Here is a 22,845-nt window from a genome sequence, read left to right as displayed (position 1 = left end):
GTCCGAGGCCGTCGATCAGGGTCCGGGAGTGCCGCCGATCAAGGGTCCGAAGCGCCGGCGGTCGAGGGCCCGGAGCGCCGGCGATCGAGGGCCCGGAGCGCCGGCGATCGAGGGCCCGGAGCGCCGGCGATCAGCTGTGCGCCGGCACCCCCGCCTCGGCCCAGCCGGCCTCGCGGAGCGCCGCCCGCGCCTCCGCTCGCGCCGAGTACGGCGTCCGCACGCCCTCGATATCGCGGTAGTTCTGGTGCCCGGGTCCCGCCCAGAGGATCGAGTCGCCCTCGTGCGCCAGCGACACCGCGACGCGGATCGCCCGCTTGGGGTCGTCGACCTCGTGGATCTCGCCGTCGGGACGCGCCGCCCGAGCCGCCGCCAGCAGCGTGGCTCGGATCGACGCCGGATCCTCGAAGCGCGGGTGGTGGTCGGTGATCACCAGCACGTCGCTGCCCGAGACCGCCGCCTCGGCCATCGCGGGCCGCTTCAGCGCGTCGCGGTCGCCGTCGGCGCCGAAGACCATGATCACGCGGCCGGGGGTGACCTCGCGGACCGCCTCGAGCGTGCGAGCGAAGGCGTCGGCGCTGTGACCGAAGTCGACGTAGACGGTGGGGCCGCGCTCGCCCGAGACGCGCTCGGTGCGGCCGGGGAGCGAGACGTCGAGGCCGCCGTCGCGGTGCAGGGCGGCGCGGATCTCGCCGATCGGCCGGCCCGCCTCGATCAGCATCACGATCGCCAGGGCGGCGTTGGCCGCCATGTGCGAGCCGATGATCGGGACGGAGGTGGTGATCGCCCGGTTCTCCCGGTTCTCGACGCGGAAGTGGGTGCGGCCGAACTCCTGCTCGAGGATGCTCACCCGCCAGTCGGCGTCGACGTCGGGGAGCGAGGTGATCGTGGTGACGGGCACGCCCGCCTCCGCCACGACCCGCTGCCCGGCGGGCGAGTCGAGCGAGACGACCGCGCGGCGGGAGCGGTCGGGCTGGAACAGCTGCACCTTCTGGGCGAAGTAGGTGTCCATGTCGCCGTAGTCGTCGAGGTGGTCGTGGCTCAGGTTCGTGAACGCCGCGACGTCGAAGACGACGCCGTCGACGCGGTGCCGGGTGAGGGCCTGCGCGCTGACCTCGATCGCCGCGGCGCCGACGCCCTCCTCCTGCATCCGGGCGATGAGAGCGTGCAGCTCGGTGGCCTCGGGAGTGGTCAGCCCGCTCGTCACCGAGGTGTCGCCGATGTGGCGCTCGGCCGTGGAACTCAGGCCCGGCACGACGCCGAGCTGGCGGAGCATCCCCTCGAGCATGTGCACCGTCGAGGTCTTGCCGTTGGTGCCGGTGACGCCGAGGAGCAGGGGGGCGCGCTCGGTGGTCGCGTAGACGACGGCGGCGACGGCGCCGAGGCGGGCCCGCGGGTCGTCGACGACCAGCACGGGCAGACCGGTGGCGCGCGAGGCGGACTCGCCGGCCGGATCGGTGAGGACGCCGACGGCGCCGCGCTCGGCGGCCTCGGCGACGAAGTCGGAGCCGTGGCGGTGGACGCCGGCGAGGGCGACGAAGAGGTCGCCCGGCTCGACGTCCGAGGCGGTGAGCGTGATCCCGGTCACCTCGACGGGCGGGACGTCGCCGTCGGGCAGCTCGATCGCGCGGGCGAGGGCGGGGAGGGGGACTGCTCGGACGTGCAGGGGGCGCAGCATGGGGTCCTCTCGTCATCGGGACCGGTGGGCGGCTCATCCGAGGGGGCGGATGCGCGCGGTCGCCGAGGCTGTCACTCAAGCTAGGGGGTCTGCTTATGTGAATCCTTTGAGGATATTCGACACCCCCATGGAGGAGCAGTGCTGAACGGATACACCCCTCAGTGCTTGACAGGGCTCTCCGCGGGCGCGAACGGGGCCCCGCGTAGGCTCGGAGCATGACCTCGGACGAGAACCCGGCCCCCGACGGGCGCCCCGTACGGCGCCGAGCCCTGGTGATCGGGGGAGTCGCCGTGGCCGCCGGGATCGCCGCCGTGGGCGTGAACGCGGCCCTCGGTGCGGGGCGCGCGAGCGCTCCGACCGCGTCCGCGACTCCGAGTGCCACCCCGGGCGCGTCGGCCGGCGCCTCCGCCACGGCGAGCGCCGCTCCGGTCGAGACCCCGACCGAGACGCCCACGCCGACGCCGACCGCGACGCCGGGGATCGACCTCTCCGCCCACTCGAACGACGACCCGGCCAGCATCTGGGTGGTCGTCAACAAGCTCCGCACCCTGAACCCGGTCGACTACGTGCCGGCCGACCTCGTCTCCCCGGACGTCCGCTACGTCAACCGCCAGCCGATGCGCCAGGCGACCGCGGACGCGCTGGTGCCGATGTTCGCGGCGGCCTCGAGCGAGGCCGGCCTGACGCTCGCGGTGCAGAGCGCCTACCGCTCCTACGACACCCAGGTCAGCGTCTACGCCGGCTGGGTGTCCTCGCGCGGCCAGGCCGGAGCGGACGCGACCAGCGCGCGCCCGGGGCACAGCGAGCACCAGACCGGCTGGGCCGTCGACGTCGTCGGCTCCTCGGGGACCTGCGCGCTCGAGATCTGCTGGGGCGATACCCCCGAGGGCCAGTGGGTCGGCGCGAACGCGCACCGCTTCGGCTTCCTCGTCCGCTACAAGCCCGACACCACGCCGATCACCGGCTACGAGTCCGAGCCGTACCACCTCCGCTACATCGGCGTGGAGCTCGCGCAGCACCTGCACGACGCCGGCATCCCGACCCTCGAGCGCCTGTTCGGTCTGCCGGACGCCCCCGACTACGCGCCGGGCACGGTCTCCTAGCGCGCCCCCGGTCGGCTGATCGGCGGGCTCGAGATCACCTCCTCGCGCATCCCGGCGCGCCCTGTCGGGCATCCCGCGCCACGCCTTCCGTTCGAACGAGCACGTCCCTAACCTCTCCTTCAAAGCGAGGCAGGCTCGCTTTCGATCGAAGGAGATCTCATGACGTTCCCGCTGCACGCCTCCTCGAAGCGCTCGTCCGCGATCATGGTCTGCCTCAGGGGAAAGTAGGGCCGGAGCGTGTTCCGCCGACGTTCACCTGAGTGCTTATTGCGTGAGCTCCGCTCGATCGATGACGCCATTGCAGCGCATCCCTTCAGGTCCGAGCCGATCACGCGCGCCTTCGCCGTCATCGAGGACGGCGACGGGGACAAGGAGCTGATCAGCGCGCGACTCCGTGAGCAGGGCCTGCCGGAACTTCAGACGATCGGAGCTTCCACGCTGCGGTACTCGCTCAGCTGGTGGTGGCTGCACAACCGGCGGCGCGCGGCCGTGCGGAAGATCGAGCGGCATCGGGGTTGAACCCGCCCGTCGTCCGTCGGCGAGCCTGCCCTGCGCTCGAACGGACTGGGAGCTGTCGGCGCATCCGCTGGAGGGTGACAAGCCTGTTGAGACGCGGGCGGGAGGGGTTCCCGCCCGCGTGGCCGAGAGGCGGAAGGGAAGCGCGGTGCTCCGGAGACCGACGCGGGAGAAGCTGCAGCGCGACCTGGAGGTGATCGACGCCGCGATCGCCGGACATCCGTTCTCCTCCGACGTGCTCGTTCGCCTCCAATCGGTCTTCGCCGAGAGCGACGGCACTGGGAAGGACGGGCAACGGATCAACGCGCGCCTGGCGGAGGAGGGTCTGCCGACCATCCCGGGGATCTGGATCTTCTACGCCCGGAACTTCTCCAGCTGGGGGTGGCTGCACAACCGGCGGCGTGCGGCCGTTCGCAGGATCGAGCGGCGCGAGGGCTGAAGGCGTGTCCGTTCGGACATCCGGATGTGTCCGGAAATCGGTCCGCAAGGGCTTGCGGAGGCGGCCGTGATCAGAACCGGACGTGACAGACGGGCGTTGTTACCGTACCGTTACTCGGAGTGCTTTCGGAGGTCGCCCTTAGGGGACTCCGACTCCCGCGTGGTGACATGGCCGCTTCCCCCTGAAATCCCGCACGCCCCCGCCCCCGTGCGCACCGACCCGTGAGTTCCCCTGTGCCCCACAGTTCCACCCGTTCCACCGTGCCCGCTGCCGCCGAGGTCGCCCCCGCCGACGCTCAGCTCGCACCGCCGCTGACCCGCCGTGAGGCGCGCGAGCGCGAGGGCCGCGTCCGCGCGACTCCGGTCGCCGCTCCTGCCGCTGCCGCCGCCCCCGCCGTCGAGGCCCCGGACCCGGCCGTCCTCGCTCCCGCCGCGCTCGCGCCGGCCGCCGAGGGCATCCGCCCCTCCGCCGGAGCGCCGCTGCACCCCGCCAGCGGCGACGTCTTCCCCTCCCGCCGCGACCGTCGCGCCGCCGAGGGGCACCGCCAGCGCGTCGAGCCCGCTCGTCGCGGCTCCTCCTTCTTCCGCCCCTCGCGCCGGCACCTCGTGCTGGCGATGTCGGGCGGGCTCGTCCTCGTGGCCGCCGCCTCCGGCGTGAGCCTCACCGTCGGCGCCTCCGCCGACGCCGAGTCGGCGACCGCCTCCACCGCCGCTTCGACCGTGACGGCCGCTCCCGTCACCGTGCTGCCGGCCACCACGGCCGACGCCCGCGTGGTGCTCAGCAGCGTCTCGACCACCACCGGCACCGTCGCCGGCGGCACGAGCGTCACCATCGCCGGCTCGAACCTCGACTCCGTCGCCACGGTCCGCTTCGGCGACGCCGAGGGCAGCGTCACCGTCGACAACCCCGACCAGATCACCGTCACCGCTCCGCCCGCGGACGGCGAGACCGAGGGTGTCGTCCCCGTCGCCTTCTTCGACGCCGGGGGAGCGCCGATCACCTTCGACGCCGTCACGGACTCCGTCGCCGCCGCGACCGTGGACGGCACGCCGGTCGAGACGGTGCAGCCCGCCGTGGACACCACGACTCCGACCGAGGAGCCGCTGACCGCGACCACGGCCACTCCGGCGGCCACTCCGACGGCCGCCGACGCGACCGCCGCTCCGACCGCGACGCCGGCCACCGCCGCCACCGAGGCGCAGCCCGCCGAGCTCGTCGCCCCCACCGCGACGGCCTCGCCCAGCCCGACCGCCACCGGCGTCCTCGCGACCACCAAGGTCGTCGCCTCCGCGATCACCTTCGCCTACACGCCCGACCCGGCGATCGAGGCCGCGAAGGCCGCCGCCGCGCTCGAGGCCAGCCGCCTCGCGTCGCAGCTCGACTACCTGCAGACCTACTGGTCCGACTACAACTCCGCGCAGTACGGCGTCATCGGCGGCAACGACTGCGTCAACTTCACCTCGCAGTCGCTGATCGCCCGCGGCTGGGAGATGGACGGCGAGTGGAGCTACTCGCGCACCGGCGGCTACAGCTCGGCCTGGGCCTCCTCGACCGCCTTCAACTCCTACCTGGCCGCGCACCCGGAGCGGGCGACGCCCCTCACGAACGCGCAGCGCTCGGAGGTCAAGCCCGGCGACGTCGTGCAGTTCGACTGGGACGGCTCGGGCGACTGGGACCACACCGGCGTCGTCACGAGCGTGAAGGGGAGCACGATCCTCTACTCCTCGCACACCGCCGACAACCTCGACCAGAGCATCGACTCGGCCTCGGCCGGACGCATCATGTTCTGGAGCGTCTGAGCCGGAACCCCGGGGCCGCGAGCCCAGGACTCCGCAGGGAGCCCGGACACAGCGGAAGAGGCCGCCGTCGCATCAGCGACAGGCGGCCTCTTCGTCGTTCGACGAGGGCGTCAGTTCTTGAAGACGTCCTTGACGTCCTCGCCGACCTTCTTGGTGTGCGCCTTGGTCTGGTCGGCCTTGCCCTCGGCCTCGAGCTTCTCGTTGTCGGTCAGCTTGCCGGCCGCTTCCTTGGCCTTGCCGAGCAGGTTCTCGGCCGCGTTGCGGATCTTGTCGTCAGCACCCATGAGGGGCTCCTTCCGTTCGATTCGGTTCGTCCTCCGGCGACGGCCGCCGGAGGAAGTGGTGGGCGAGCGCGGGCGCTCGCGGGTCAGGCGACCCGGTCCTCCTTGGAGAACCCGGCCCGGGCGCTCGAGGCGACCTCGAGCACGACGGGCAGTCGCGCGCCGAGCAGGCGATCGAGCTCCAGGACCTCCTGGTGCACGGCGTCCACGACCGTGCGGGGTGAGACCCCGCCGCGGGGCAGGACCCGGACCTTGAGCGCCGTCGACGAGCCGTGGCGGTACGCCGAGACCGTGACGTCGATCAGGTCGGTGCGGCCGGCCAGCGCGTTCTCGAGCACGTCCTCGGCGAAGCCGGTGGCGATCTCGACCTCTCCGGCGACCCCGCTGGACGAGCCCGCGTCGGTGAGGACGGTGCTCGTGCGGCCGTGGCCGTGCGCGGAGATCAGGACGATCGCGAGCACGATGCCCAGCAGGCAGATGCCGAGGATCGCGTAGAGCGGCCACAGCACGGCCGCGTCGCTCCAGGCGGTGCCGTCCTCCGGCGAGATGCGGGAGACGAGGGCCGCGCCCTGGCCGTCCGCGAAGTCCGCGACCGCGTCGCGGACCGGCTGCGAGACGGCGATCAGGACCAGGCCTGCGGTGACGGCGGCGAGGACCAGGCCGACCAGGAAGAGGATCAGGCGGTTCACGAACCGGTTGCTCGTGGTCATCAGATCCTCCCGGACTCGGAGATGCGGACGGTGGCGCGGGTGGCGGGCGTCGCCGCGATGCGGCTCAGCTCGTCGTCGACCGCGGACTGCACGGAGTCGCGGTCGACGGTGATCCCCGAGGAGGGGGTCACCTCGATCACGGCGGTGCGGCGGCCGATCGAGGCGCGGGTGTCCTCGCGACGCGACCGGGCGGCCGAGCGGGCCGAGCGGGCGAGGGAGGAGGCGATCACGCCGTCGTCGATCACGACGGCGAGCCGGTCGTCCGCCACGGTGTGGCGGGCGCGGGCCCCCGGGGCGAGGGCGAGCACCAGCAGGATCAGCGCCAGCACCGCAGTGCCGACGGCGATGCCGATGATCGCGCCGGAGGCGAGATCGGTCACGCCGACGATCGCGCCGAGGAGCGCGGACGGAGCGAGCAGCAGCGGAGCGGCACCGAAGATCGCGAGCACCGCCTCCGTTCCGACGTACGCGGCGATCAGGATGATCAGCACGAGCACGACGATCTGGGCGGCCGAGCGCGAGCTGTGGGTCTCGCGGCGCAGGTAGCGGCGGTAGCGCGCGTCCGGTGCCGCGTCGCGCGGTGTGGCTGCGGGGCTCATGCGACTCTCCTCGTGGCTCGGGTCGGGGTGCGGGTGCCGGTCACGCGGATGTCCACGCGGCTGACGGTGCGGCCGGTGAGCGCGCCCATCCGGGAGGCGATGGCCGCCCGGTCGCGGTGGAGGCGATCGAGCAGGCTCCCCTCGGCGGTGGAAGCGCCCTCGGTCAGGACCGGGGCGGAGACGGCGAGCGCGAGGCCGCCGCTGTCGTCCGACAGCCGGACGCGGATCGCGGAGACCTCGACGCCCAGCTCCTCGTGGACGACCGCCACGGCCATCCGCTCGAGGGAGCGGACGGAGATGGTGACGGTCCCCGGCTCCGACGGAGCGGTCCGCTCGCCGGGACGCTGGTCGAGTGCGGTCACGGCGACTCCTAGCGGGAGGTGGTGCGGCCGCGGAACACGTCCACGAGGCTGCGCACGTCGAGCGAGCCGTCCAGCATCCGCGCGATCAGGACGCCGAGCGCCATGAACACGGCGGTGAGGACGAAGCCCCAGAAGCCGAAGAGCAGGGAGGCGAAGGCGAGGATCGCGCCGACGACGAGGCCGAGCGTGGTGCTGCGGCCGGCCGGGGCGGGGGCGGGGGTGCGGGGTTCGCTCATCGGACGCGGCTCTCGGTCTCGGTGTCGCCCTTGTCCTCACCGGGGATGTGCACGTCGACGATGGCGACGTTGATCTCGGCGACGGACATGCCGACGAGCTCGGTGATGGCCTCGGAGACCGCGGCGCGGACCTGGTCGGCGACCGACTGCATCGGCACCGGGTACTCGACGACGAGGGTGACGTCGGCGGCGACCTGGGTCTCGCCGACCTCGACGCTGACGCCCTGGGCGTGGTCGTTGCCGCCGACGGCCGAGCGGATCGCGCCGAAGGCACGGGCGGCGTTGTTGCCGAGGGCGAAGACGCCGGGCACCTGGCGCGCGGCGATGCCGGCGACCTTGGCGATCACGGCGTCGTCGATGACGGTGCGGCCCTGGGCCGTGCCCGAGGCGGCGCTGTTGCCGAGGCTGGTGACGGTGTCGACCGACGCCTTGTCGACGCGGGGGGCGGTGGGGGTAACGGGGGTGGCGGGGGTGCGCGTGCTGTCGCTCATGGTGACTCCTGTGCGTGTCGTCGGCCGCTGGTGGTGCGCGGCCGGGGTCGGGGAGTCCGGCGGATTTCCCGTCGGGCTGTGCTTTCATGAGTGAGACGGAGCCCGACGGGGATTCGTCACGGTGCGATCCGGAGTTTTTCCTGATAGTCACCTGATGGTCGATGCCGGCTCGAGCCGGTGCCCGCTGGAGGAGTCCCATGCCCGGTCTGGAGACGGCGAGCGACGCGCTCCTCGCCGAGCGCTCCGCCGAGGGCGACGTCCGCGCGTTCGAGGTGCTGGTCAAGCGGCACCAGTCGATCCTCCGCGCCTACGCCTGGCGGCTGACCGGCTCGCAGGCGGACGCCTCCGACGCGGTGCAGAACGCGCTGATCACCGTCTGGGCCCAGCTCCCGCAGCTCCAGGAGCCGGCGAGCGTGCGGAGCTGGATGATGCGGATCGTCAGCCGCTCCAGCGTCGACCTGCTCCGCCAGCGCAAGCCGGTCGACGACGTCGACGCCGTCGAGCACCCGCCGGCGCGCGAGCCCGGGCCGTTCGAGTCGGTCGAGCAGAGCGACGCGATGCGCGCTCTCGCCCAGGCGCTGGCCGAGCTGCCCGAGACCCAGCGGCAGTGCTGGCTGCTCCGCGAGGTCGGCGGCGAGTCGTACAGTGAGATCGCCGAGCACCTCGGCATCACCGCCACCGCCGTCCGCGGCAAGCTCGCCCGAGCACGGGAGTCGCTGGTCGTGGCGATGGAGGACTGGCGATGAGGGCCCGCGGAGAAGGAGTCGGCGCGATGAAGGAGTCGGCGCGATGACCCCGGACGAGACGCCCGGCGGGACGCCCGGCCTGCCCGGCACCGGCGAGGACGCCGTGCTGCCGCTGCCCGTGCCGCTGGTCGCGGACGACGCCGACGCCGAGCCGGACGACGGCTCCGCCGACGCGATCGGCATCGACGAGCTCGGCGACTACCTGGACCGGGGCCGCCTGCCCTACGACCCCGCCATCGAGGAGTCGCCGGAGCACCGGCGCACGCTGCGCGCCCTCGAGCGCGTCCGCGCGCTCTCCGGTGCGCTGATCGACGACGACGCGGCGCACCTGCCCGCGCCCACCGAGAGCTGGTTCGGCTCGATCCTCACCCAGGTGCGGCGCGAGGCGCGGGCCGGACGCGACATCCCGCTCGCGAGCACCGACCCCGACGTCGAGCTGACGATCACCGAGGGCGCCGTCCGCGGCATCGTCCGCGAGGCGGGCGACAGCGTCTCCGGAGTCCTCGTCGGCCGCTGCCGGCTGCAGGGCGACGTCGCCGATCCGGGTGCCGACATCGCGGTCGAGGTGACGATCTCGGTGTTCTGGGGCGTGCCGATCGCCGACGCGGCCCAGCAGGTGCGCGAGCGCATCCACTCGCGGCTGCTCACCCAGACCGAGCTGCGCGTCTCGACGATCGACGTGCGCGTCGAGGACGTCTACGTGCCGGGAGGGGAGGAGTCGTGAGCGGGTCCGAGCCGATCCCCGTCCCTCCGGCCCTGCTGGTCCCCGCGGTCGCCCTCGGCGGATCCGCGCCGAGCGCGGCCGCCGTGCTCACCGCCGAGATCCGCGCCCTCGTGGGAGTGGCGATGCTCGTCCCGGCGCGCGGCCAGGTGCGCGACGTCCTCGCGCACGCGGCCGGCGCGCTGACGCCCGCCACCGTCGATCCGGCCGACGGCCCGCTCGGTGCGGTCTCCGGCGGCACCTTCGCCGAGCCGGTGCTCGTGCGCGTCCTCGGCGACGAGGTGTCGGTGTCCGCGGAGGTCTGCGTCGCCGCGGAGTCGTCGGCGCCCGACATCGCCCGCGCGGTCGGCTCCGCGGTGCGCGAGTGGTGCCGGCGCGAGCACCCCGGGCGCCGCGCGCGCATCGCGGTCAGGATCGCCTCCGTCGACTGACGCTGAAGCGCGTCGTCGCTGAGGGTGCCGCCGCTAGGCGCCGTGCTCGGCGAGGAAGGCCTCCGTCTCGGCGGCCGTCGGCGTCGAGACCGCCGCTCCCGCCCGGGTGACCGAGATCGCCGCGGCGGCGGTCGCCCAGCGGACGAGCTCGACCAGTGCGGCCGGGTCGTCGAGCCTCTCGCCGCCGCTCGCGAGCCGTGCCGCGAAGACGCCGCAGAAGGTGTCGCCCGCGCCGGTCGTGTCGACGACGGAGACGCGGAAGGCCGGTGCGCGCACCGGCTCCTGGTCGCGGACGGCGACCACGACGCCGTCCGCACCGAGGGTGACCAGCACCACCGGGACGAGCGCCGTGAGGGCGACGGCGAGGGCCGTGTCGTCCGCCGCCGCGATGCCGCGCTCCGCGCCGAGCTCGCGCGCCTCGTGCTCGTTGACGATCAGCACGTCCAGCTCGGCGAGCAGCTCCTCGGGCAGCGGGCCGATCGGCGCCGCGTTGAGGATCGTGGTGGTCCCCGCCGCGTGGCCGGCCCGCGCCGCCGCCAGCACGGTCGGGACCGGGATCTCGAGCTGCAGCAGGAGCGCCGAGGCGCTGGCGATCAGCGCCTCCTCCTGCGCGGTCAGGTCGGTGAAGGCGGCATTGGCCCCGGAGTCGACGACGATCGCGTTCTCGCCCGCGTCGTCCACCGTGATCTGCGCCGTGCCGGTGCGCTCGCCGCCGCGGCGCGCGTGCAGCTCGAGCGGCTCCTCCGCCAGCAGCCCCGCGAGCTCGTCGCCCGCGGCGTCGCGGCCGAGGCTCGTGACGAAGCTGCTGCCCGCGACCGTGCGGGCGGCGGCGACCGCCTGGTTGAGCCCCTTGCCGCCGGGGAAGGTGCGGGAGTCGAGGGCGAGGACGGTCTCGCCGGGCGCGGGGATGCGGGCGACCCGGTGGACGTGATCGAGATTGGCGCTTCCGAGGACGACGAGGCTCATGCTCCGACGGTAGGGCACGCGCAAGGGGCTGCTCGCATCCTCCGGCCGCACCTACGGTGGAGGAATGGAAACTCGAATCTTCGGCCGCACTGGTGCGCCCGTCTCCGTCGTCGGCCTCGGAACCTGGCAGCTCGGTGCCGACTGGGGTGACGTCGCGGAGAGCGACGCCCTCGCGATCCTCGACGCCGCGGCGGAGTCCGGCGTCACCCTCTTCGACACCGCCGACGTCTACGGCGACGGCCGCAGCGAGCGGACCATCGGCGCCTGGCGCGCCGCGCACCCCGACGCGGGCGTCTTCGTCGCGACGAAGATGGGCCGCCGCGTCGAGCAGGTCCCCGCGAACTACGTGCTGGACAACTTCCGCGCCTGGACCGACCGCTCGCGCTCGAACCTCGGCGTCGACACGCTCGATCTCGTGCAGCTGCACTGCCCGCCGACCTCCGTCTACTCCGACGACGCCGTCTTCGACGCACTGGACACCCTGGTCGACGAGGGCGCCATCGCGCACTACGGCGTCTCGGTCGAGCGCACGGAGGAGGCGCTCACCGCCATCGCGCGGCCGAACGTGGCGAGCGTCCAGATCATCCTGAACGCGTTCCGCCTCAAGCCGCTCGACGCGGTGCTGCCGGCGGCCCGCGAGGCCGGCGTCGGGATCCTGGCGCGCGTCCCGCTCGCGTCCGGCCTCCTCAGCGGCCGCTACACGACGGAGACGACCTTCGCACCCGACGACCACCGCACCTACAACCGCGACGGCTCCGCCTTCGACGTCGGCGAGACCTTCTCCGGCGTCGACTTCGCGACCGGCGTCGAGGCCGCTCAGGAGTTCTCCCTCCTGGCCGCCGACCACGGCCTCGCCCCCGCCGCCGCCGCGCTGGCCTGGATCATCCAGCAGGACGGCGTCACCGCCGTCATCCCCGGCGCCCGCTCCGTCGAGCAGGCGAAGGCGAACGCCACCGCCGCGGACGCCGCCCCCCTCGGCCCCGCCTTCATGGAGGCCGTCAACGCCCTCTACGACACCCACTTCCGCCCTACGGTCCACCCCCGCTGGTAGCCGTCACCCGCTGAGTCGCCCGAGAAGGCTCGTTCTCCACCCCGAGAACGAGCCTTCTCGGGCGAGTCAGTGGTGCCTGTGGACAACTCGACGCACGGGTCGCTCAGGGGCGCCAGCATGGCGCGGTGAGTGGCGACGGGCCGGAGGGCCTCTTCAGGGTGGCGGAGGGGAGCGCCGCGGGGCTGTCGCGGGCGCGGATGCGGTCGGCGGAGTTCTCGTCGCCGGCCTACGGAGTCAGATCGTCGGCTCCGGCCGTCACGCTCGCGGATCGCTGTGCGGCGGTGCAGCACCGGCTCGGCGACCACGTCTTCGTCTGCGGGCCGACCGCGGCGCTGCTGTGGGGCGCTCCGCTCGACCGGTGCTGGGAGCAGCGCGCCGTCCTGGACGTCGCCGTCGTCGCACCGGCCAGGGCGCCGCACGCGCGAGGGCTGGCGGGCCGCAGCCTCACGGTCGATCGCGACGTCGACATCGTCCTCGGCAAGCGAGGCGCGCTGACCACTCCGGCCCGCACCTGGTGCGACCTCGGTGCCGTCCTCGAGCTGGCGGACCTCGTCGCTGTCGGCGACGATCTCCTCCACCGGCGTCTCGTCGGCGAGGAGTCCCTGCGTGCCGCGCTCGCCCGGCACCCGGGTCGACGCGGGATCGCGCGCCTGCGTCGAGCCCTCGGGCTGCTCGACGGCCGCGCGGAGTCGCGGCCCGAGTCGCAGGTCCGCGTCGCGCTCGTGCTCGCAGGCATCCAGGGTCTCGAGGCGAACGTCGAGATCCGTGACGAATCGGGCGCCTTCCTCGGTCGGGTCGACCTGTGCATCGCCACGGCCCGCCTGATCATCGAGTACCACGGCGACTACCACCGCTCGGAGCCCGGCCAGTGGCGCAGGGACGTCGCCCGCGCCCGCCGCCTCCGCGCGGCCGGCTGGACCGTGATCGAGCTCACCGGCGACGACCTCGCCGACCTCGCCTCCGTCGTCGCCCAGGTGCGCGCGGCGCTGCAGCACTGACTCGCCCGAGAAGGCTCGTTCCCGGGGTGGGGAACGAGCCTTCTCGGGCGACTCAGCGGTAGCGAGCCGCGGGCGGCGCGCGGGCTAGGAGCCCAGGGCGGCGTCGACGATGGTGCGGGCCTCGGCCTGCACCTCGTGCAGGTGGTCGAGGCCGCGGAAGGACTCGGCGTAGATCTTGTAGACGTCCTCGGTGCCGGAGGGGCGCGCGGCGAACCACGCGTTCTCGGTGACGACCTTGACGCCGCCGACCGCCGCGTCGTTGCCGGGGGCCTTCGAGAGCTTGGCGACGATCTCCTCGCCGGCCAGGGTGGTCGCCGAGATAGCGTCGCCGTCGAGCTTGCCCAGCGCCGCCTTCTGAGCCTTCGTGGCCACCGCGTCGACGCGCTCGTAGACCGGGTCGCCGAAGCGCTCGGTCAGCTCGCGGTACAGCGCCGAGGGGCTCTTGCCCGTGACGGCGACGATCTCCGAGGCGAGCAGCGCCAGCAGGATGCCGTCCTTGTCGGTGGTCCAGACGGTCCCGTCGAAGCGGAGGAACGACGCACCCGCCGACTCCTCGCCGCCGAAGCCGACCGAGCCGTCGACCAGCCCGGGCACGAACCACTTGAAGCCGACCGGCACCTCCCAGAGGCGGCGGCCGAGCGACTCCGCGACCCGGTCGATGATCGAGGACGACACCAGCGTCTTGCCGATCGCCGCGTCCTCGCGCCAACCGGAGCGGTGGCGGTACAGGTAGTCGATCGCGACCGCCAGGTAGTGGTTGGGGTTCATCAGGCCGCCATCGGGCGTGACGATGCCGTGGCGGTCGGCGTCGGCGTCGTTGCCGGTGAGGATGTCGTAGTCGCCGGCCCGGGCGACGACCGAGGCCATCGCGCTGGGGGAGGACGGGTCCATCCGGATCTTCTCGTCCCAGTCGAGGGTCATGAAGCCCCAGGCCGGGTCGACCTCGCCGTTGACGACCGTCAGGTCGAGCTCGTACATCTCGGCGATCAGCTGCCAGTAGTGCACCGAGGCGCCGCCCAGCGGGTCGGCTCCGATCTTCACCCCGGCCTTCTTGATCGCGTCGATGTCGATGATGTTCTTCAGGTCAGCGACGTAGTGGGTGCGGTAGTCGTAGGTCTCGACGGCGCTCGGCTCGGCCGACTTCACGTCGCGGTTGCCGTCGGCGATCAGCTCGTTGGCGCGGTTCGCGATCCAGGCGGTGGCGTCGGAGTCGGCGGGGCCGCCGTGCGGCGGGTTGTACTTGAAGCCGCCGTCGCGGGGCGGGTTGTGCGAGGGGGTGACCACGATGCCGTCGGCCCGGTCGGTGTGCGACGGGTCGTTGTTGTAGCGGAGGATCGCGTGGCTGAGCGCCGGGGTCGGCACGTAGTCGTCGAACTCGTCGACGAGCACGCGCACCTCGTTGGCGACCAGCACCTCGAGCGCCGTCGTCAGCGCGGGGCGCGAGAGGCCGTGGGTGTCGGCGCCGATGAAGAGCGGCCCGGTGATGCCCTCGTTCGTCCGGTACTCGACGATGGCCTGGGTCACCGCCGCGATGTGGTCCTCGTTGAAGGCGGTGTCGAACGACGAGCCGCGATGCCCGGAGGTGCCGAAGACCACCTTCTGCAAGGGGTCGGACACGTCCGGCTTCTTCTCGTAGTACGCCCTCACGAGGGCCTCGACGTCGATGAGATCGGAGGCCTCTGCCGGCTTCCCTGCGCGATCGGTCATGGGGTCCATAGTGGCAGTCGCGCCGGGGCCGCGATACCGGCTGGACAGGCGCTGGCTAGGCTGTCCGCCATGCCCGACCGCGCCTCCGACGGTGTCCCCGACACCGCCCCCGCCCCCCGCACCTACAGCTATCTCGGGCCCTCCGGCACGTTCACGGAGGCGGCGCTCGCGCAGGTGCCCGAGGCGCGCGGGCACGTCTGGCGGAGCGTCGGGAACGTCGGCGAGGCGCTCGACGACCTGGTCTCTGGGCGCAGCGACGGCGCGGTGATCGCGATCGAGAACTCGGTCGAGGGCGGGGTGACGGCCGCGCAGGACGCGCTGGCGCGGATCCCGGGCGTGCGGATCGTCGGCGAGTACCTCGTGCCGGTGTCGTTCATCCTGGTCGGCCGCCCGGGCGCGCGGCTCGAGGACGTGCGGATCGTCGCCGCGCACCCGGTCGCCTACGGCCAGTGCCGCGGGTGGCTCGACCGGACGATCCCGAGCCACGAGCACCTGCCGGCGTCGAGCAACGTGCAGGCCACGATCGACCTGCTCGCGGGCTCGCCCGCGCAGGCCGCGATCGCGCCGCCGGGCATCGTCGCCCACCACGACGTCGAGGTTCTCGCGGAGCGGATCGGCGACAACCCGAACGCGGTCACCCGCTTCGTCCACGTCTCCCGCTCGCGGGAGCTGCCCGAGGCCACCGGCGCCGACAAGACCAGCCTGATCGTCGAGCTGCCCTCCGACGCCCCGGGAGCGCTGCTCGACATGCTGGAGCAGTTCGCGACCCGCGGAGTGAACCTGAGCATGATCCAGTCGCGGCCCATCGGCGACGCCCTCGGCCGCTACCGCTTCGTCATCGACCTCGACGGCCACGTGCACGACGAGCGGGTCGCCGACGCCCTTCTGGGGCTCCGCCGCTTCAGTCCGCGGGTGATCTTCCTCGGCTCGTATCCCCGTGCGGATCGCCGTCCGGTCTCGTACGTGCGACGCTACGACGACGAGGTGTTCATCGAGGCCCGCGACTGGCTGCGCGGGATCCTCGGCAGCGAACCGGAGGTCGACGATGACTGAACGAGGCGGAGCCGAGCGCGAGCGCGTCGATCCGCGGTACGACGCCGCCTTTCAGCGGGGTTTCGCCGGGGGAGTGGACCGGGTGCGCGGCGACGAGCGCGCGTTCGCCCGGCCGGTGACGGCACCGGAGGGGATCGCGCGTCGGCGGCCGCCCGCGCTCGCCGACATCGCGACCACGGCCGACAGCCGGCGCTCGCGGCGGGCGGCCGAGAGCGGCACTCCGATCAGCGCACCCGCCCGGCTGCCCTCGGACGCGGCACTGGACCGGGAGCCGTTCGCCGATCCCGCGCCCGAGGAGACGTCCGTCCGCCGCGTCGAGGTCGCCGTGGAGCCGTCAGCGCCGCTCTGGCGGAACCCCTGGCTGCTCGCCCTGCTGCTCGCGGGGCTGGCCGGCAGCGTGCTCGGCGTCGCGCTGCTCTACAGCGGCTACTCCTCGCCGCCCGCGTCGTACTACGGCGACTCCGACACCCCGTCACCGGAGTGGATCCAGCGCCAGATCACCTACTACGCCTCGATCCCGCTGCTGGGCAGCCTGCCGTTCGCGCTGCTGCTGGCGATGGGCGTCGCAGCACTGCGCTGGCGGTCCAGGCCCGCGAAGCAGGCGCCCTCCGACGACGTCGAGACCGAGTCCGAGGCGACGACCGTCTGACGCCCGCACCTCCGGCGGAGAGGGGATCTCCTTGGAAGAGACGGCCGCAGCCATGCTGGTCGAGTAGCCCCGCAGGGGCGTATCGAGACCCATCGTCGCCGGCACTTCCCGTGCGAACCTCTCTACACCCCCGACGCGCCGAACAGCAGCCCGAGCAGGTAGGTGACGAGCGCCGCACCGTAGCCGATGCCGAGCTGGCGCAGGGCGCGCGCCAGGGGCGGCGCGCCGGAGAGCAGGCCGACGATCGCGCCGGTCGCGAGCAGCGCCAGGCCGACGAGGACCGATGCGAGGACCACCGCGGCCAGCCCGGACATCCCGAGCAGGTACGGCAGGACCGGGATGATCGCTCCCGAGGCGAAGAAGCAGAAGCTCGACAGCGCCGCGCCCATGCCGGTGCCGATCGACTCGTACTCGTCGACCGACGGGTCGGCCTTCACTCCGCCGATGGTGATCGGCGAGGTCGGCGCCGCGCCGCCGCGCAGTCCCGCGAAGACCCGGGCCGCGCGGGCGTCCGCGTCCTCCTGCGAGAGCCCGCGGGCGCGGTAGACGAGCGAGAGCTCGTTGGCGTCGACGTCGAGGTCGGGGACGACGTGGTTGGTGTCGAGGTCGGGGGAGGAGGCGGAGAGCAGCTCGCGCTGCGAGCGCACCGAGACGAACTCGCCGGCGCCCATCGAGAGCGCGCCCGCGAGCAGCCCGGCGATGCCGGTGAACAGGACGACCCCGGTGCCGACTCCGCTCGCGCCGACGCCGAGGACGAGCGCCAGGTTCGAGACCAGACCGTCGTTGGCGCCGAACACCGCCGCGCGGAAGGTGCCCGAGAGCCGATTGCGGCCGCGCTCGGCGAGCCCGCGGACGACCTCGCCGTGGATCCGCTCGTCGGCGGCCATCGCCTCCGTCGCATCGTCGTCGTCGGCATACGGCGAGCGGGCCTCGGCGCGCTGGATCAGCGCGAGGACGAAGACCGAGCCGAACTGCCGGGTCAGGAAGCCGAGCAGCCGCGTGCGCAGGTCCGGCCGGGGCTGCGGCTCGGCGGCCGGCCCGAGCAGCTCGCGCCAGTGCTCCTCGTGCCGGCCCTCAGCGGCGGCCAGGGCGAGCAGGATCTCGCGCTCCTCGCCGGAGCGGCGTTCGGCGAGATCGCGATAGCTCGCGGCCTCGGCCAGCTCGTCGGCGAGGTAGCGCCGCCAGCGGCGGATCTGCACGGGAGTGGGGGAGGAAGGGGTGTCTCGGGCGGTGGTCGCCATGGGATCTCCTGGGCTTCGGCACCCCGGCCGACCCGCGCGAGAGGACCGGCCAGGACACGTGTCGACTGGCCGAAGGTCTCGTTCGCCCGGTTCCGCGAGGATCCGGGTGGCGTGCCGGGTCCGGGACTCTCCGGACCAGCATGTCGACGCGCCTCGTCGTCCGCTCGGCGGACGGTGGGAACTACTCCCCTTCGCAGGGACCACCGTAGCCGAGAAGGCAGCGCGGCGCCTCTCCGATCGCAGGGCGGCGCTCGCGGGTACAGTCGAGCCGCGGCGGAGCCTCCCGGCCCCGCCCCCGCGCCGCACCGGCGCCCTCGAAGGGGAGGCCGCCCATGACAGCCGACAGCGCACCGACCCGCCGACTCGTCGCCGAGCTGGAGGAGCGCGCCCGCGAGGTGCTGCCCTGGTTCGTCGCCGACTACTACGGCGCCGTCGCGGGCGGCCGCTCGGAGCGCGACGCCGACCTCGCGGCCTGGGACGCGATCCGCTTCCGGCCGGCGGCGCTGCGAGGCGAGCTCGACGGCGGCACCACGACCTCGGTCCTCGGCACCGAGGTGCGGGGCCCCGTGCTGATCGCGCCGATGGCGCAGCAGAACGCGGCGGATCCGCGCGGCGAGATCGCGATGGCGGAGGCGGCGGCGCGCGCCGGCACCCTCCTCGGCGTCTCGACGAACACGGCGCTGCCCTTCGAGCGGATCGCCGCGGCGGGCGCGCCGTGGTGGTTCCAGGTCTACCTGCTCGCGGACCGCGACGTGACGCACGCGCTCGTCGAGCGGGCCGCTGAGCACGGCGCCCGCGCTCTGATGCTCACGGTCGAGATGCCGGTGCTGCGCGGCGAGCGCCCCGGCATCGAGCCGCTGACCTGGCCGGAGATCCCCGGCAAGGCGAGGCTCGGCAATCTGACCGAGCAGGAGCGCGCCCTGGTCCTCGGCCGTCCCGTGCCGAACCCGGGACTCGACGACATCGGCCGGCTCCGCTCGGTCAGCGGTCTGCCGGTCCTGGTGAAGGGCGTGCTGCGCGGCGAGGACGCCCGTCGCGCGGTCGACGCGGGCGCCTCCGGGGTCGTCGTCTCGACGCACGGCGGCCGGCGGATGGACGGCTCGATCACCGCGGTTGGGGCGCTCGCCGAGGTGGTCGACGCGGTCGGCGCCGACGCCGAGGTCTACATCGACAGCGGGGTGCGCACGGGTCGGCACGTGCTCGCGGCGCTCGCGCTCGGGGCCCGCGCGGTCTTCGTCGGGCGGCCGCTGATGTGGGCGCTCGCCGTGGGCGGCGCCGACGAGGTCGCCGGGCTGCTCGGACTCCTCGACCGCGAGTTCCGGGTCATGCTGCAGCAGTCGGGGGCGGCGTCGATCCGCGATCTCGGCGGGCTCGTCGCCCGGTCCTGACGGGGGTCACCGGTCAGGCCGCGATGCTGCTGCGGGCCCGGCGGCGCTGCTGCCGCTCGTGCTCGGCCTCGAGCAGCGCGCGGGTGCGCTCGGTGGAGAGCAGCTCGACGAGGGTGTCGGTCTCCTCCTCGATCCGCTCGCGCAGGTCGAGCGGCTCGGTGGTCAGCAGTCGCTTGGCGGCGGCGGCCACCAGCGGCGGGCGGGCCGCGAGCGCTCGGACGCGCTCGTCGACGCGGGCCGCGAGCTCGGCGCGGGGGACGACCTCGGTGACCAGCTGCCACTCGAGCGCCTCGGCGGCGCGGACCGAGCGGCCGGAGAGCACGAAGTCCAGGGCGCGGCGGCGGCCGATCGTCGCGGGCAGGGTCGCCGTGACGCCGCAGTCCGGCACCAGCCCGACGTCGCCGTAGGCGCTGACGAAGGTGGCGGCGGGCGTCGCGACGACGATGTCGGCGGCGAGCGCGAAGGCGATCCCGGCTCCCGCGGTGATGCCGTCGATCGCGCAGACGACGACGGCGCTGCTCTCGCCGAGGAGGCGGAAGGCCTCGCCCGCGGTCGTTGCGAGGTCGCGGAGGTACTGGTCGGGCCGGTCGGCGCCCAGGATCGCCGAGACGTCGCCGCCGGTGCAGAACGCGCGACCCGCGGACTCGACGACGAGGACGGTGCAGCCCGCGTCGGCGTTCAGCGTGATCAGGGCGCGCACCAGCTGCAGAGCCGTGTCGAGGTCGAGCGCGTTGAGATCGTCGGGCCGGTCGAGGATCAGGCGGGCGACGGGGCCGGAGCGCTCGACGCGCACGGTCGGGGGTCGGGGAGTCATGGCGGGGCCTCTCGGGGTGAGGTCGGGAGCTGCGGTGGAGAGCTGCGACCCTCTCGCGGGGGAACGGAGGGGGCCGGCGCCGTCCGTCGGGGGAGGTGGCGCAGAAGTGGTTCGCAGCCCCGGCCCCGCCGGTTCGGTCCGCCCGGCCGATCCTCAGGCGCGCCTCCCGGCCCCTCTAAACTGCTGGGGTGATTGATCCCGTACTTCTCCGCGAGAACCCGGACGTCCTCAAGCGCTCGCAGGAGGCGCGCGGCGACTCCGTCGAGCTCGTCGACGACGCCCTCGAGGCCGACCGCGCACGCCGGGCCGCGATCACCGAGGCCGAGCGCCTCCGCGCCGAGCAGAACGCCTTCGGCAAGACCGTCGCGAAGGCGCCGAAGGACGAGAAGGCGGCCCTGGTCGCCGAGGCGCAGCGCCTCGCCGCCGCCGCCAAGCAGGCGCAGCAGGAGGCCGCCGAGGCCGACGAGCGCTTCGGCTCGCTCGTGAAGCGGCTGGCCAACCCGATCATCGACGGCGTTCCCGCCGGTGGCGAGGACAAGTTCGAGCTCGTGCGCACCGTGGGTGAGCGCCCGGTCTTCGACTTCGCGCCCCGCGACCACCTCGAGATCGGCGAGCTGCTCGACGGCATCGACATGCAGCGCGGCGCGAAGGTCAGCGGCGCGCGCTTCTACTTCCTCAAGGGCCTCGTCGCCCGTCTCGAGATCGCGCTGATGAACCTCGGCCTGGAGCGCGCCCTCGAGGCCGGCTTCACCCCGCTGATCACGCCGACGCTGGTGCGCCCCGAGATCATGGACGGCACCGGCTTCCTCGGTGAGCACGACGACGAGGTGTACCGCCTCCGCGACGACGACCTCTACCTCACCGGCACCAGCGAGGTGGCGCTCGCCGGCTACCACGCCGACGAGATCCTGGATCTCGCGGGCGGCGCGAAGCGCTACGCCGGCTGGAGCACCTGCTACCGCCGCGAGGCCGGCTCGGGCGGGCGCGACACCCGCGGCATCATCCGGGTGCACCAGTTCAACAAGCTCGAGATGTTCGTCTACACGCTGCCCGAGGACGCGGAGGCGGAGCACGCGCGCCTGCTCGCCCACCAGGAGGGCGTGCTGCAGAGCCTCGGCCTGCACTACCGCGTCATCGACGTCGCCGCGGGCGACCTCGGCCAGAGCGCCGCGCGCAAGTTCGACGTCGAGGCCTGGGTGCCCACCCAGGACGCCTACCGCGAGCTGACGTCGACCTCGAACTGCACCACCTTCCAGGCCCGCCGCCTCGACACCCGGTACCGCACCGAGTCGGGCAAGACGGCGCCCGTCGCCACCCTGAACGGCACGCTGGCGACCACCCGCTGGATCGTCGCCCTGCTCGAGACGCACCAGCAGGCCGACGGCTCGGTGCTCGTCCCCGAGGCGCTGCGCCCGCACCTGGGCGGCCTCGAGGTCCTCGAGCCGGTCCGCACCGCATGAGCGCCGGCCGCCGCCTCATCGCCCTCGACATCGACGGCACCGTCATGCACGAGGACGGCACCATCACCGACGCGGTCGTCGACGCGATCACGCGGGTGGTCGCCCAGGGCGACGAGGTCATGCTCGCGACCGGCCGCTCGCCGTCGACCACGCTGCCCGTGGTCGCGCGCCTGGGCATCGCTCCGGAGTTCGTCATCTGCTGCAACGGCGCCGTCACCCTGCGCCGCGACCCCGAGGCGGAGGGCGGCTACCGCCCCGACGTCGTCGAGACCTTCGACCCCACCGAGGTCCTCGAGACCATCCGCCGGCACCTGCCCGACGCGCACTACGCCGTCGAGGACGCCGACGGCGCCTTCTCCTACACCGAGGCCTTCCCCGGCGGAGCGGTGATGGGCGCCGAGACGGTGCACGTCCCGTTCGAGGAGCTGCTGGGCGTGCAGTCCACCCGCGTGGTCGTCATCTCGCCCGGCACCGGCATCGAGGAGTTCACCGAGCTCGTCGAGCGGATGGGCCTGCACCAGGTCAGCTACGCCATCGGCTGGACCGCCTGGCTCGACATCGCCCCGCACGGCGTCAACAAGTCGACCGCGCTCGAGCTGGTCCGGAACCGCCTCGGCATCGAGCGGAGCGACGTGGTCGCGCTCGGCGACGGCCGCAACGACATCGAGATGCTCACCTGGGCCGCCGAGCACGGCGCCGGCCTGGCGATGGGGCAGGCGCCCGCCGAGGTCCTCGCGGTCGCCTCCGCGATCCTCCCCGGTGTGCACGAGGACGGCGTCGCCGTCGCCCTCGCCGACCTGCGCTGACCCGACGCGGCGCCCGCCGCTCCCGCGCCGCGCGGGCCGTCGGTTACCATCGACTGTCTCTCCCCGCGGGGAGCGGCAGGGAGGGCTGTCCGAGCGGCCGATGGAGCCAGTCTTGAAAACTGGTGGGCAGAGATGTCTCTAGGGTTCGAATCCCTAGCCCTCCGCCACCGCGATCGAGCGGCGACGCCTTCCGCCGGCAGGTGACGAGGACGAGCACGCGATCCCGCCGTCATGCCGGTTGAGCAGCCCGCAGGGATGTGCACGCCGGCCGAGTAGCTCGCAGGGATGCGCATGCCGGCTGACCAGCCTGCAGGGATGTGCATGCCGATCGAGTAGGCCGCAGGGATGCGCATGCCGGCTGACCAGCCTGCAGGGATGTGCATGCCGGCCGAGTAGCCCGCGGGGAAGTGCATGCTGGTCGAGTAGCCCGCGGGGAAGTGCATGCTGGTCGAGTAGCCCCGCAGGGGCGTATCGAGACCCACCGTCATCAGCAGGGTGGGTCTGCAGGCTCGCCCTCCTGACGTGTGTGGATCTCGAAGCTTCTATTTGTCAAGGTCGGCAGAGGAGGGGGAAGAGTTCGCGGCAGAGAGCTCGTTTGAGGAG

At 73.4% G+C, this 22,845-nt stretch carries 25 protein-coding genes and 1 tRNA gene; 15 read left to right on the top strand and 11 right to left on the bottom strand.

Annotated elements, in window-relative coordinates:
- Window positions 1-130 precede the first annotated feature (130 nt).
- Window positions 131-1,675, bottom strand: coding sequence for a Mur ligase family protein (locus tag MT351_RS00130; protein ID WP_123734977.1), 1,545 nt, complete (start codon window positions 1,673-1,675; stop codon window positions 131-133).
- 215 nt (window positions 1,676-1,890) lie between these two features.
- On the opposite strand from MT351_RS00130, the gene MT351_RS00125 reads away from it, so the two are divergent.
- The 4 genes from MT351_RS00125 (at window position 1,891) to MT351_RS00110 (ending at window position 5,532) form a co-directional block, all read left to right on the top strand.
- On the top strand, window positions 1,891-2,778 hold the full coding sequence (locus MT351_RS00125) for a M15 family metallopeptidase (RefSeq protein WP_165908962.1): 888 nt from the start codon (window positions 1,891-1,893) through the stop codon (window positions 2,776-2,778).
- 237 nt (window positions 2,779-3,015) lie between these two features.
- The gene (locus MT351_RS00120) at window positions 3,016-3,297 is read left to right on the top strand and encodes a hypothetical protein (RefSeq protein ID WP_243580969.1); all 282 of its coding nucleotides are present in this window, start codon (window positions 3,016-3,018) and stop codon (window positions 3,295-3,297) included.
- Between the two features lie 145 nt (window positions 3,298-3,442).
- Window positions 3,443-3,733: a hypothetical protein gene (locus MT351_RS00115; protein ID WP_123734980.1), complete on the top strand. Its 291-nt coding sequence runs from the start codon at window positions 3,443-3,445 to the stop codon at window positions 3,731-3,733.
- A gap of 233 nt (window positions 3,734-3,966) precedes the next feature.
- A complete protein-coding gene (locus MT351_RS00110) occupies window positions 3,967-5,532 on the top strand; it encodes an amidase domain-containing protein (protein ID WP_243580968.1) in 1,566 nt (521 codons plus the stop codon).
- A gap of 110 nt (window positions 5,533-5,642) precedes the next feature.
- Here MT351_RS00110 and MT351_RS00105 read toward each other — a convergent pair whose 3' ends face one another.
- The 6 genes from MT351_RS00105 to MT351_RS00080 all read right to left on the bottom strand — a co-directional run bounded on the left by MT351_RS00105 (window position 5,643) and on the right by MT351_RS00080 (window position 8,211).
- Window positions 5,643-5,816, bottom strand: a complete 174-nt coding sequence (locus tag MT351_RS00105) for a CsbD family protein (RefSeq protein WP_123702005.1) — start codon at window positions 5,814-5,816, stop codon at window positions 5,643-5,645.
- Window positions 5,817-5,899: 83 nt separating this feature from the next.
- Window positions 5,900-6,523, bottom strand: a complete 624-nt coding sequence (locus MT351_RS00100) for a hypothetical protein (protein ID WP_123734982.1) — start codon at window positions 6,521-6,523, stop codon at window positions 5,900-5,902.
- On the bottom strand, window positions 6,523-7,122 hold the full coding sequence (locus tag MT351_RS00095) for a hypothetical protein (RefSeq protein WP_123734983.1): 600 nt from the start codon (window positions 7,120-7,122) through the stop codon (window positions 6,523-6,525). The genes MT351_RS00100 and MT351_RS00095 overlap by 1 nt, the downstream gene beginning before the upstream one ends.
- A complete protein-coding gene (locus MT351_RS00090; protein ID WP_123734984.1) occupies window positions 7,119-7,484 on the bottom strand; it encodes a hypothetical protein in 366 nt (121 codons plus the stop codon). The genes MT351_RS00095 and MT351_RS00090 overlap by 4 nt, the downstream gene beginning before the upstream one ends.
- An 8-nt stretch (window positions 7,485-7,492) precedes the next feature.
- Window positions 7,493-7,720, bottom strand: a complete 228-nt coding sequence (locus MT351_RS00085; protein WP_123734985.1) for a DUF2273 domain-containing protein — start codon at window positions 7,718-7,720, stop codon at window positions 7,493-7,495.
- Window positions 7,717-8,211: an Asp23/Gls24 family envelope stress response protein gene (locus MT351_RS00080; protein ID WP_123734986.1), complete on the bottom strand. Its 495-nt coding sequence runs from the start codon at window positions 8,209-8,211 to the stop codon at window positions 7,717-7,719. Before MT351_RS00080 ends, MT351_RS00085 begins: the two co-directional genes overlap by 4 nt.
- Window positions 8,212-8,408: 197 nt before the next feature.
- On the opposite strand from MT351_RS00080, the gene MT351_RS00075 reads away from it, so the two are divergent.
- Genes MT351_RS00075 through MT351_RS00065 form a run of 3 tightly spaced genes read left to right on the top strand, consistent with a single transcriptional unit; the run spans window position 8,409 to window position 10,109 of the window.
- Window positions 8,409-8,957: an RNA polymerase sigma factor gene (locus MT351_RS00075; protein ID WP_123444992.1), complete on the top strand. Its 549-nt coding sequence runs from the start codon at window positions 8,409-8,411 to the stop codon at window positions 8,955-8,957.
- 43 nt (window positions 8,958-9,000) lie between these two features.
- Complete coding sequence (locus MT351_RS00070; RefSeq protein ID WP_123734987.1) at window positions 9,001-9,681, top strand: Asp23/Gls24 family envelope stress response protein; 681 nt, start codon at window positions 9,001-9,003, stop codon at window positions 9,679-9,681.
- Window positions 9,678-10,109: a hypothetical protein gene (locus tag MT351_RS00065; protein ID WP_123734988.1), complete on the top strand. Its 432-nt coding sequence runs from the start codon at window positions 9,678-9,680 to the stop codon at window positions 10,107-10,109. Before MT351_RS00070 ends, MT351_RS00065 begins: the two co-directional genes overlap by 4 nt.
- A 33-nt stretch (window positions 10,110-10,142) precedes the next feature.
- On the opposite strand, the gene MT351_RS00060 is transcribed toward MT351_RS00065, so the two are convergent.
- Window positions 10,143-11,075 carry a ribokinase gene (locus tag MT351_RS00060; RefSeq protein ID WP_123734989.1) on the bottom strand — a complete coding sequence of 311 codons (933 nt, stop codon included), beginning with the start codon at window positions 11,073-11,075 and terminating at the stop codon, window positions 10,143-10,145.
- Between the two features lie 64 nt (window positions 11,076-11,139).
- Between MT351_RS00060 and MT351_RS00055 the strand changes: the two genes are divergently transcribed.
- Together MT351_RS00055 and MT351_RS00050 are read left to right on the top strand one after the other, a co-directional pair.
- Entirely contained in the window at window positions 11,140-12,126 is a 987-nt protein-coding gene (locus tag MT351_RS00055) for an aldo/keto reductase (RefSeq protein ID WP_123734990.1), read from the top strand.
- 125 nt (window positions 12,127-12,251) lie between these two features.
- Entirely contained in the window at window positions 12,252-13,124 is an 873-nt protein-coding gene (locus MT351_RS00050) for a DUF559 domain-containing protein (protein ID WP_132434689.1), read from the top strand.
- A gap of 84 nt (window positions 13,125-13,208) precedes the next feature.
- Here MT351_RS00050 and pgm read toward each other — a convergent pair whose 3' ends face one another.
- The gene (gene pgm / locus MT351_RS00045) at window positions 13,209-14,831 is read right to left on the bottom strand and encodes a phosphoglucomutase (alpha-D-glucose-1,6-bisphosphate-dependent) (RefSeq protein WP_132434687.1); all 1,623 of its coding nucleotides are present in this window, start codon (window positions 14,829-14,831) and stop codon (window positions 13,209-13,211) included.
- Window positions 14,832-14,900: 69 nt separating this feature from the next.
- On the opposite strand from pgm, the gene pheA reads away from it, so the two are divergent.
- Both pheA and MT351_RS00035 read left to right on the top strand, forming a co-directional pair.
- Window positions 14,901-15,884: a prephenate dehydratase gene (gene pheA / locus MT351_RS00040; protein ID WP_132434685.1), complete on the top strand. Its 984-nt coding sequence runs from the start codon at window positions 14,901-14,903 to the stop codon at window positions 15,882-15,884.
- Entirely contained in the window at window positions 15,877-16,533 is a 657-nt protein-coding gene (locus MT351_RS00035) for a hypothetical protein (protein ID WP_132434683.1), read from the top strand. Before pheA ends, MT351_RS00035 begins: the two co-directional genes overlap by 8 nt.
- 122 nt (window positions 16,534-16,655) lie before the next feature.
- Here the strand turns inward: MT351_RS00035 and MT351_RS00030 are convergent, their stop codons facing one another.
- Window positions 16,656-17,774, bottom strand: a complete 1,119-nt coding sequence (locus MT351_RS00030; protein ID WP_123445000.1) for a VIT1/CCC1 transporter family protein — start codon at window positions 17,772-17,774, stop codon at window positions 16,656-16,658.
- A gap of 332 nt (window positions 17,775-18,106) precedes the next feature.
- Between MT351_RS00030 and MT351_RS00025 the strand changes: the two genes are divergently transcribed.
- Window positions 18,107-19,162: an alpha-hydroxy-acid oxidizing protein gene (locus MT351_RS00025; protein ID WP_243580967.1), complete on the top strand. Its 1,056-nt coding sequence runs from the start codon at window positions 18,107-18,109 to the stop codon at window positions 19,160-19,162.
- A gap of 13 nt (window positions 19,163-19,175) precedes the next feature.
- Here the strand turns inward: MT351_RS00025 and MT351_RS00020 are convergent, their stop codons facing one another.
- Complete coding sequence (locus MT351_RS00020) at window positions 19,176-19,976, bottom strand: enoyl-CoA hydratase/isomerase family protein (protein ID WP_132434679.1); 801 nt, start codon at window positions 19,974-19,976, stop codon at window positions 19,176-19,178.
- Window positions 19,977-20,164: 188 nt separating this feature from the next.
- Between MT351_RS00020 and serS the strand changes: the two genes are divergently transcribed.
- From serS to MT351_RS00005, 3 genes are all read left to right on the top strand, one after another.
- A complete protein-coding gene (gene serS, locus MT351_RS00015; RefSeq protein ID WP_132434677.1) occupies window positions 20,165-21,436 on the top strand; it encodes a serine--tRNA ligase in 1,272 nt (423 codons plus the stop codon).
- Window positions 21,433-22,242 (top strand): HAD family hydrolase, encoded by an 810-nt coding sequence (locus tag MT351_RS00010; protein ID WP_123734998.1) that lies wholly within the window; start codon window positions 21,433-21,435, stop codon window positions 22,240-22,242. Before serS ends, MT351_RS00010 begins: the two co-directional genes overlap by 4 nt.
- Before the next feature lie 79 nt (window positions 22,243-22,321).
- Window positions 22,322-22,409 (top strand) — tRNA-Ser (locus MT351_RS00005).
- The last annotated feature ends 436 nt before the right edge of the window (window positions 22,410-22,845 follow it).

The organism is Rathayibacter sp. VKM Ac-2926 (assembly GCF_022815565.1).
GTDB classification, from domain to species: Bacteria; Actinomycetota; Actinomycetes; order Actinomycetales; family Microbacteriaceae; genus Rathayibacter; species Rathayibacter festucae.
The sequence above is the reverse complement of the archived record's forward strand: the minus strand, read 5'-3'. Positions and strand labels throughout refer to the sequence as shown.

Excerpts from the sequence above, each read along its gene's own strand:
- MT351_RS00130 (WP_123734977.1), bottom strand. The coding sequence starts at position 1,675 with ATGCTGCGCCCCCTGCACGTCCGAGCAGTCCCCCTCCCCGCCCTCGCC.
- MT351_RS00125 (WP_165908962.1), top strand. The coding sequence starts at position 1,891 with ATGACCTCGGACGAGAACCCGGCCCCCGACGGGCGCCCCGTACGGCGC.
- MT351_RS00105 (WP_123702005.1), bottom strand. The coding sequence starts at position 5,816 with ATGGGTGCTGACGACAAGATCCGCAACGCGGCCGAGAACCTGCTCGGC.
- MT351_RS00100 (WP_123734982.1), bottom strand. The coding sequence starts at position 6,523 with ATGACCACGAGCAACCGGTTCGTGAACCGCCTGATCCTCTTCCTGGTC.
- MT351_RS00095 (WP_123734983.1), bottom strand. The coding sequence starts at position 7,122 with ATGAGCCCCGCAGCCACACCGCGCGACGCGGCACCGGACGCGCGCTAC.
- MT351_RS00085 (WP_123734985.1), bottom strand. The coding sequence starts at position 7,720 with ATGAGCGAACCCCGCACCCCCGCCCCCGCCCCGGCCGGCCGCAGCACC.
- MT351_RS00080 (WP_123734986.1), bottom strand. The coding sequence starts at position 8,211 with ATGAGCGACAGCACGCGCACCCCCGCCACCCCCGTTACCCCCACCGCC.
- MT351_RS00075 (WP_123444992.1), top strand. The coding sequence starts at position 8,409 with ATGCCCGGTCTGGAGACGGCGAGCGACGCGCTCCTCGCCGAGCGCTCC.
- MT351_RS00070 (WP_123734987.1), top strand. The coding sequence starts at position 9,001 with ATGACCCCGGACGAGACGCCCGGCGGGACGCCCGGCCTGCCCGGCACC.
- MT351_RS00060 (WP_123734989.1), bottom strand. The coding sequence starts at position 11,075 with ATGAGCCTCGTCGTCCTCGGAAGCGCCAATCTCGATCACGTCCACCGG.
- MT351_RS00055 (WP_123734990.1), top strand. The coding sequence starts at position 11,140 with ATGGAAACTCGAATCTTCGGCCGCACTGGTGCGCCCGTCTCCGTCGTC.
- pgm (WP_132434687.1), bottom strand. The coding sequence starts at position 14,831 with ATGACCGATCGCGCAGGGAAGCCGGCAGAGGCCTCCGATCTCATCGAC.
- pheA (WP_132434685.1), top strand. The coding sequence starts at position 14,901 with ATGCCCGACCGCGCCTCCGACGGTGTCCCCGACACCGCCCCCGCCCCC.
- MT351_RS00035 (WP_132434683.1), top strand. The coding sequence starts at position 15,877 with ATGACTGAACGAGGCGGAGCCGAGCGCGAGCGCGTCGATCCGCGGTAC.
- MT351_RS00030 (WP_123445000.1), bottom strand. The coding sequence starts at position 17,774 with ATGGCGACCACCGCCCGAGACACCCCTTCCTCCCCCACTCCCGTGCAG.
- MT351_RS00025 (WP_243580967.1), top strand. The coding sequence starts at position 18,107 with ATGACAGCCGACAGCGCACCGACCCGCCGACTCGTCGCCGAGCTGGAG.
- MT351_RS00020 (WP_132434679.1), bottom strand. The coding sequence starts at position 19,976 with ATGACTCCCCGACCCCCGACCGTGCGCGTCGAGCGCTCCGGCCCCGTC.
- MT351_RS00010 (WP_123734998.1), top strand. The coding sequence starts at position 21,433 with ATGAGCGCCGGCCGCCGCCTCATCGCCCTCGACATCGACGGCACCGTC.